The 6,601-nt window shown below is 38.0% G+C and carries 7 protein-coding genes; 1 reads left to right on the plus strand and 6 read right to left on the minus strand.

Going from position 1 to position 6,601, the window contains the following annotated elements:
- Positions 1–6: 6 nt before the first annotated feature.
- From P9B04_RS12150 to P9B04_RS12160, 3 genes are all read right to left on the minus strand, one after another.
- Positions 7–300: a hypothetical protein gene (locus P9B04_RS12150; protein WP_342055254.1), complete on the minus strand. Its 294-nt coding sequence runs from the start codon at positions 298–300 to the stop codon at positions 7–9.
- 246 nt (positions 301–546) lie between these two features.
- The gene (locus tag P9B04_RS12155) at positions 547–2,175 is read right to left on the minus strand and encodes a CocE/NonD family hydrolase (protein ID WP_342055255.1); all 1,629 of its coding nucleotides are present in this window, start codon (positions 2,173–2,175) and stop codon (positions 547–549) included.
- Between the two features lie 27 nt (positions 2,176–2,202).
- Entirely contained in the window at positions 2,203–2,676 is a 474-nt protein-coding gene (locus tag P9B04_RS12160; protein ID WP_342055256.1) for a YbjN domain-containing protein, read from the minus strand.
- Positions 2,677–2,827: 151 nt separating this feature from the next.
- On the opposite strand from P9B04_RS12160, the gene P9B04_RS12165 reads away from it, so the two are divergent.
- Complete coding sequence (locus P9B04_RS12165; RefSeq protein ID WP_342055257.1) at positions 2,828–3,460, plus strand: TetR/AcrR family transcriptional regulator; 633 nt, start codon at positions 2,828–2,830, stop codon at positions 3,458–3,460.
- A 231-nt stretch (positions 3,461–3,691) separates the two neighbouring features.
- On the opposite strand, the gene prmC is transcribed toward P9B04_RS12165, so the two are convergent.
- The 3 genes from prmC to P9B04_RS12180 form a co-directional block, all read right to left on the minus strand.
- Positions 3,692–4,612, minus strand: a complete 921-nt coding sequence (gene prmC / locus P9B04_RS12170; protein WP_342055258.1) for a peptide chain release factor N(5)-glutamine methyltransferase — start codon at positions 4,610–4,612, stop codon at positions 3,692–3,694.
- A gap of 7 nt (positions 4,613–4,619) precedes the next feature.
- A complete protein-coding gene (locus tag P9B04_RS12175; protein WP_342055259.1) occupies positions 4,620–5,357 on the minus strand; it encodes a Tic22 family protein in 738 nt (245 codons plus the stop codon).
- Between the two features lie 92 nt (positions 5,358–5,449).
- The gene (locus P9B04_RS12180) at positions 5,450–6,193 is read right to left on the minus strand and encodes a Tic22 family protein (protein ID WP_342055260.1); all 744 of its coding nucleotides are present in this window, start codon (positions 6,191–6,193) and stop codon (positions 5,450–5,452) included.
- Positions 6,194–6,601: the final 408 nt, after the last annotated feature.

Consider the following 6,601-nt stretch of genomic DNA (forward strand, 5'->3'; position numbering starts at 1 on the left):
TTTGGCCTAAGTTTTCGCAGCGAGTGACCCCTGGCTTTTTGAGAAGATACACTTGCTGTGAATCAAGTGGGAACGAGTGTTTGCTCCATAGGAGTTAGGCTCATTGTTCTGGTTATCTGACTTTAATTCGATAAAAGAGGACACACCTCCGATGATTTTTCCATCCAAAAATACTGGGGCAATATCTAAATTCCCTCTAGTGAAAATGGGAACATAGGACTCGGTGGTAATTTCATTGGGAGATAAGCTTAAACCTGGAAGGGATTGTGCTACCGTAGCTAGTGGTCTGGTTATGAACAATGTCAATAACACACCCGTACATAGCAGAATGATTAAAAATTTACTAAACCTCTGAATCATGGAATGCTATTAGATAATTTATATTGAATCTAGGTTAACAATATATCTTTTATTAATCATGACTGACTCTTGTTGGTGTCGTTCCCACTAACATTTTAATTTTAACTTCTTATCTTAAAAAGACGCTTGAAAGACTGAAGTATTATTAATTCTTACTTGAAAAGCTGGGACTTTAAAGAGAATTATTTAGTTATCTATTGGTAATATTATTTTCGTTATATTTTCGGATTTACTCCACACTTTTATGGTGATAATCTGAGCATCAATTAATTGTTCTTCGTTGGCTGTTTTTCCTGTTCCTGTATTCAAAGTATAAGCTGGAAAACAAGCACCACTTAAACTAAGTCTTATACAACTATCTTTCTTAATTTGCATACAAGTAGGTTGTAAAGGAATAGTTATAGGCAATTTATTTGCATTAATTCTGGCATAACCTTGACTAAAATTATAAACTTTTCCGTCTGTTTTAACTTCTGATAAAACTGCACAAATATCAAAGCTTGTGGTATCTGCTGTACAGTAAATTTCAATGGAAGGTGTCCCACTAATTGATAAATTTTCTTTTAACTGTTCTGAAGTATAAGTTAGAATATCGAAACGAGTATCTAATTGAGAACGGTCAAAAGATCCCGATGGAATACTAGCATGACCACCCAAAGAAGGAACTGGTCGCCAAGGATCGTGAATTATGATATCTTCTATATTAGTATCAGGAATTGTATCTATTAGTTGACCGTTATCTTCTTGCACATTAGCTAAACCCTGACTAGATATATAATAGTTTTTGTGGGCAGTTGTTGTCCAACTTTGAGAATATTGCCACCGATTACTCCCCATTTCAAATAAAGAGATAGGTTGAGAAGATAAATAGTCTATTTCTTTACCTTTGAGGAAATGATCGAACCAATCAATTTGATATTTATCCACAAAACTAATGGCAGCTTTTGTGTAGTTTTGGCTTCCCAGTTTTGACCCCCAAGGAATATGACCCCAAGGACCGATTAGCAGGTTTTGAGGATAGTTGCTCCGACTTTTCATAGCATTATATAGATTAATAGTTCCCCGTAAATAAGGGTCAAACCATCCCCCAATATGTAGCATGGGCAAATCTAGTTTATCTATCAATGTTTTGGGAGACAAATTACTCCAATATTCATCGAAATAAGGATGATTAATCCAGTCATGATAAAAAGAATCTGTGGCGTACTCTTGCATCAAATCTGGATAGGCAATAATGGGGTCAGATAAAGGTAAATTTTGGGATGCTTGATGGAGTTTACTAAAAGCAATATTATCCCTTTGTAATTTGGCTGTTTCTGCTGCTAATTGTATCGCCCAACCTAAATTAGTTTGTAAACAAAATGCCCCATTTTCGTACCCCCAATCGTGGTATAAATCGTAAGCAACCATTGCAGGACAGATAGTTTTTAATGCCTTTGGTTGAGACGAAGCAGCGAATAATTGGGTCATTCCTTGATAAGAAAACCCATACATTCCTATATTTCCTGTACTACCTGGAAAATTAGAAAGCCAGTTTATAGTATCGAAACCGTCCTCTATTTCATTAGTAAATAAATTAAACTTTCCTTGAGATGTCCCTCTTCCCCTGACATCTTGGATAACCACAATATACCCCTGAGAAGCATACCAAATGGGATGAGCATAAACCACTGTTGAGGCTATTTTTCTCCCGTAGGGTTGTCTCATTAATAAAATAGGAAAAGACTCGTTGCTCTGGGGTCGATAAACATCAGCATCCAGACGAATTCCATCCCTCAAAGTGCAAGATACACTCTCTTGTTTAACTCGATACATTTCTAAATTTTCTCATCCCCAAAATCATTAATTAGTCACAGCGGTTCCGCCGTATGTTTCAATTAATTTTTCATCATTATCATCTGCAATAGTGGCAACCAAAGTAATAGCGCGAGAGATTTCTCCTGGGGATAAATCTGCTACAGTACGCTGACTTAAAACAACAATTTGATTATTGATGATTCCAAAGCGAGTTTCTAAGGTTTCTTCACCATTCATCTCCAATACTTTTCGCATTAAACCCAGTTCATCTTTAGCAGGAAGGGTTAATACTGGGGACCAAACAGTTAATAAATCTTCTTCGTTTTCTCCTGTTAACTGAACATAGGTTTCTACGCTACCGTATTGGAACTTCCAAAGGTATCCTTGACCATCGTGATGTACCATAGCACTATCGTTTTGCTGTAGGCTATCGATGACCGTTTCTATAGCTTCCTTATGGGGAATTTCGGTGCTAGTAAAATCATCTGGTACGGTATATTCTGTGGTTGAATTAGTCATAAGTAGAAAATAATGCTTAGTCCATCAATGGCATACTGTTTCATTATCTCCTGTTATGGGAGCGACAAAACAACATTTTGTGAAGATATTTAAAAATTTAGCCCTTTGTAGGAGAAAATAGTCTGAGTTGTTATGCTTAATAATTTTAATAATGTCAGGTTTTACCTCTACTTTTGTCTCCAAAACCCTTAATGCTTCTCATTCAGAAGAAGATACTAGATCCCGCATTCTTAAGGTAGCCTTAGGTCTGTTTGCAGATAAAGGCTATGATGGTACAACTACAAAAGACTTAGCAAAAAAAGCAAAGGTAGCAGAAGGAACCTTATTTCGTTATTTTCCCAATAAAAAAGCTATTTTAGTAGAAGTCGCTACTCAAGGATGGATTGAGATTTTAACCGACTTATTAACAGAATTAAGCGAGATGGGAAACTATAAAGCAGTACACCAAGTAATGCGGAGACGGGTATTAAGAATGCAGGAAAATAATGATTTATTGAAAGTGTGTTTTATTGAGGCACAATTTCACCCAGAATTACGAGAAAAAATACAATCAGAAGTTATTATTAAAATGACTGATGTGGCAGAAGCTTTCTTTGAAACAGCTATGGAAAAAGGTATTTATCGACAGATGAATCCTAAAATTGTCGCTCAAGTTTTCTTAGGAATGTTTGCGATCGCTGGTTTTTCTTCAGATACAATTATCTCTCCTGAAGGTTCTCCTAAAGCTTTACAAGAAATGGCAGAAGGTATTGCTGATATTTTTTTACATGGGGTTTTAGCGTGACATTCCTAAATATCTGCGTCTTTTGTTGTCTTATTTAACTTATGTCAACCACAACTATAACTGATATCTTGCACCAGTATAGGAAAACTTAAATTAGTCAGCAGTTCCTCACTCCGTTCCGGCGCTATCGCACAGGGTTCAGCATTCGTTTAATCTTACTCACAGTAGATGATAGAGATTGATCTTTTTCAGCTGATGGCTGATAGCTGAACGCTTACAAACTAGCCAGTTTTATTGAAGGTGCAAGATATGAGTATAAGCTAGAGCAAAACGACCAATTCCTGCTAAATCTGGTAAAATTTCTATAGACCGATAATGGCAAGATGCTTCTAATAATTGTTTGACTGTTTCCCCTTGTCCGGCCATCATTTCTACTAGAAAAATGCCGCCAGAAACTAGGTAATTAGGGGAAGTGTCAATAAGATAACGAATTGCGTCTAAACCATCTGTTCCCCCGTCCAAAGCAAGCAGGGGTTCGTGTTCTTTAACTTCTGGTTGTAGTTGAGATAGCAAGGAAGTGGGTATATAGGGAGGGTTGGATATGATTGCGCTGACTTGTCCTTTTAGACGTTCTAAGGGAGTCCACCACGATCCTCGATAAAAGTTAATTCTCTCAGCTAACCCTTGTTCAAGGGCATTTTCTTGGGCAATGGCTAATCCTTTACTGCTAGTGTCCACTGCATGAATAGTTGCGTGGGGAAAACTATCTGCTAACCCAAGGGCGATCGCACCGCTTCCTGTGCCGAGATCCACCCAATGACCGGACATTAAATGAGGGTTAGGACTGTTTTGAGCAGCTTCAAGGGCAAAATCAATCATTAATTCCGTTTCAGGTCGAGGAATTAAGACATCTGGAGAAACTTTCAGGGAAAACTGTCTCCAAGGAGTCACCCCTACTAAATATTGTAAAGGAACTTTCTGTTTAACCCGAAGTTGCCATAACTGGGTTAATTCCTCTAAGGAATATTTTAGAAGGATTTGCGATCGCTCTTTGAATAACCCTAAGCGCAAAGATAAAGCATCTAACGAACTTATCTCCCGAAGTAACCAGTCTACCTCTGTGGTGGGGATATCCACTGCGATCGCTTCTTGTTTGGCCCAATGATACCATTGGTCTAATGCTTCACCTGAAGTGTGGAACAAACGGGTCATATTCCATTTATTGTGGTTGATTTTGAGAATTAGAGCGAATAATTTGCATCATTTCTTCCGATGGCCAAAACCGCAAACTTCTCAGTAATTGATTATCGTGTTTCTCTAAATTGGCAATCAAACCACTCAAAGAAATAATGTTAATGCTTATACTTTGAGAGAGTTGGGGTTGCGACTGGGGAACTGTCTCGATCCATCCCTCAATGGTAGCCTTTTCAAAGAAGACAGGAACAAACTCTTCGTTGTTTTGTTTGATAGTCAAATAAGATTGATCGGATTCAATTCTAGCTATATATAAAGGAACATCTCCAGGATATTTCTGACCGTTTTCATTGGCTAATTGACGGGCAAATTGCAATTCTGCGCTACTGGGAATATAGTCCAGGAATAAACGTGCTGAATTGTCTGAGGTTTGTAATGCAATCTCATAAATGCGGCTGAGGGGAAGAACCTGAATACGATAAGATCTAGCTTCTTCAGGATCTATTCTCCGTAACTCCGCAGCAAAGGCTTCCGCTTCCCGACGACTCATAAATATAGGAGTCACAACGCTACCGTTGTCCATTTGTCGGCCGATTGGTAATCCATCTTCAGACAATAGAGTATAAACAGGAATTCCCGAGAGAAACTCCACAACTTCTGATCGGGGTAAAGCAAACACTGGGTTTGCTTGCATAAAGCTAAGGTGACTAAGAGGACTAAATAAAAGTCCCGCGGTTAAACTCCAACGAATTATATTGTTCATGCCGTTTTTGCTAGTCTGTATGACAAATTTATGGACGACAAAACCCCAAATTTAGATATCTGGGGATTTTTTGTGGTGATTAGACTACTATTTTATTCACCCTGACTTTGCTGAGATTTGATAGCGTCTTGAATAAATTTGATGGTTTCTTGGGAAGGCACTAACTGTATTTGTTTTAGCATGGCATCGTCGTTACTGTGTAAGGAACCGATGATATTTTCGAGGGCCACTACTTCAATTTGCATGGTTTCAGCAATCTCGGGTTGATCTTGCTTCATTCTTTCGGCGATAGCCTGAATGGGGGCTTTTTCAAAGAAGAAAGGTATAACCTCTTGATTGTCCTGTTGAATGGTCAAAATACTATTATCAGGACCTCCTCGAAGGATGAATAGGGGAACCCCTCCTTGATATTCTTGTCCGTTATCGCTTAATAACTTTTTGGCTGACTCTACTGCGCTTCGCATAGGAACATAGGCAAATCGTAGAGATTCTGTTTCCGTGTTATTGGCTAAAGCGAAACGATAAATTTCTCCCAGGGAAACCGGTTGTACCTTTACTCTATTGCCTATTTCTGGTTGAGTTTCTTTGAGTTTACTCAAGAATTCATTCGCATCTTTTTGGCTCATGAAAACTTGTGTTACCTTCTGATCATCTAGATTGGCGATCAAGGGGCCACCGTCTTCTGTTGTGATGGTAAAAACTGGTACCCCTTGCAAAACCTTGACTACTTCGGCTTCGGGAAGGGCTAATACTTTGGGCATTTGGGCAAACCAAGTCCCTATCAATGTACTACCTAATAAACCTACAGTGGCACTCCAACGGATTAATGATTTCATCAAAACTAACCTCACATTTTATTTTATAGGGATATGTATACTAATTCTGATTATAGAATTTTAGAATCTTTTCTGAGTTTGAGATAACTTTTTTACTTTATCAGATTTGGTTTAATACTCCATCAATTCCATTAAAGGTTGTACTTGGCAATTTTTCTGGCTGAACATAGTCTTATGTAAAAGGATAATACAAGTTCCGCTTTTTGTTCACCCCATAGTTCTTATCTTCAGTACAACCCTAACTGAAAGCATAGGAGGACGGTTGAAAAAACAAGAATCTAAACTTTTCCTTAAAAAGTTTGGGACTAAACATCTGTCCCCTTGGACTAATTCTTTTCTAGGCAAGTTCCTTTACTGACATCTTGCATCAGTACATAAAAACTTAAATTAGTCAGCAATCAGCAGTTC

It is taken from the genome of Crocosphaera sp. Alani8 (assembly GCF_038442745.1).
Taxonomy (GTDB): domain Bacteria; phylum Cyanobacteriota; class Cyanobacteriia; order Cyanobacteriales; family Microcystaceae; genus Crocosphaera.